Below are 1,506 nucleotides of genomic sequence, written 5' to 3'. Positions count from 1 at the left end.
GGTGCCGCGCGCCGCCCCCCCTCGGCCCGCACCCGGCCCGCAGGTCGGCGAGGTTGAGCAGGGCGGCGGCCGCCCGGCGCGGCGCGCCGTGCCGCTGGGCGGTGCGCAGCACCAGCAGGTGCAGCCGGTACCGGTCGGCGGGCAGGTCGCGGCCGGTCAGCGCGAGCGCGCCCAGCACCGAGCCGAGCAGCCGGCCCGCCGAGCCGTCCAGGTCGGCCTGGCCGATCGCCTCCTCCACCGCGCCCAGCAGCACCGCCCGCTCGCCGAGCAGCCACCGCCGGGCGTGCTCGCGGGTGCGCAGCCGCAGCGGTCCGGGCAGCGGCACGGGGGCGCCGACGGTGGCCGGGTCGAGCAGCGCGCCGGCCGAGTCGACCAGCCGCACCAGGCGCTCCAGCAGCCGGGCCCGGGCCAGCTGCACCTCGGCCGGGCGGTCCAGCTCCTCGCGCAGCGCCCGCAGCTCGGCGTACAGCCGCCCGGGCACCCGGCCTCCGGGGCGGGGCAGCCCGCCAGCGCGGAGGCGGTGCGCAGGTCGGCCTGCCCGCCGGGGACCGGCGTGAGCATCCGCAGCAGCCGGGCCTGCGCGTGCGGCAGGGCCCGGTAGCGCAGCACCAGCTCGGCCGGCAGCGGCTCGCCGCCGGGGGCCCGCAGCGGCTGGTCCGTGGCGCCGACCGGCTGTCCGGTGCCCTTCGTCCCGCCCCGGGTCCCGCTCTTCGCCGCCCCCCTGCCCGCCGCCCCGCCCGGCTCCCCCGGGCCGCCCGCGGTGCTCGCCGCCCCCGCGTCCGGTGCCCGTCCGTGCCGCGTACCGGCGGCTCGCCCATCGCTCGTGCGGCCGCCGCCGGCCTCCTCCCCGCCCTCGCCGCCCTCGCGGCCCGCCGGCGCGGTGCGGGCCTTCTCCCGGCGCGCCGCCTCGGTCCGGGCGGCCTCCTGGAGCGCGGCCACCGCGTCCGGCACGGCCGCCTTGGGACGCTCGCGCAGCCAGCCCGCCATCAGCCGCAGCGGCGCCGGGCGGCCCGCGCAGGCCTCGGCCAGTTCGGCGGCGCCCACCGGGTCGCAGCTGATCCGGGTGCCGCCGACCAGCGCGGTCAGCAGCTCGACGGCCGCGCCGGCCTCCAGGCCGCGCAGGATCACCGGGTCCACGGTGAAGCGGTCGGCCAGCGCGGTGAGCGGCCCGGTGGTGACGGCCAGTACCAGGCAGCGCGGCTCGGGCGGCAGCAGCGGGCGCAGGTGCTCCGCGTCGGGGACGTCGTCGAGCAGCAGCAGGGTGGCGCAACCGGTCAGCGCCGCCCGTAGCTGCGCGCAGGCCGGGTCCTCGTCGGCGAGGGCGCCCTCCTCGGCCGGGGCGGGCGCCGGCAGCGCCGGGCAGTCCAGGCCCAGGCGCTCCAGCAGCCGGCGGGCTGCCGTGCCGGGGTCCAGCGCGGTGCCGTCCGGTGCGCTCAGGTGCAGGCCGAGCACCTGCCGCTCGCGGGCCAGCGGGGGGGCGGAGCGGCGGGGCAGGGCGGGGCGGGC

The 1,506-nt window shown here is 82.4% G+C and carries 2 pseudogenes; both read right to left on the bottom strand.

Going from position 1 to position 1,506, the window contains the following annotated elements:
• Window positions 1–238: pseudogene (locus ABD323_RS41025) on the bottom strand (hypothetical protein); the annotation flags it as partial.
• Window positions 157–1,506 (bottom strand): annotated as a pseudogene (locus ABD323_RS41020) (hypothetical protein); the annotation flags it as partial. The pseudogenes ABD323_RS41025 and ABD323_RS41020, both read right to left, overlap by 82 nt.

This window comes from Kitasatospora nipponensis, assembly GCF_039528135.1.
Classification (GTDB): Bacteria; Actinomycetota; Actinomycetes; order Streptomycetales; family Streptomycetaceae; genus Kitasatospora; species Kitasatospora nipponensis.
Note: the sequence above shows the minus strand (reverse complement) of the source record. Positions and strands in the feature narration are given on the sequence as shown.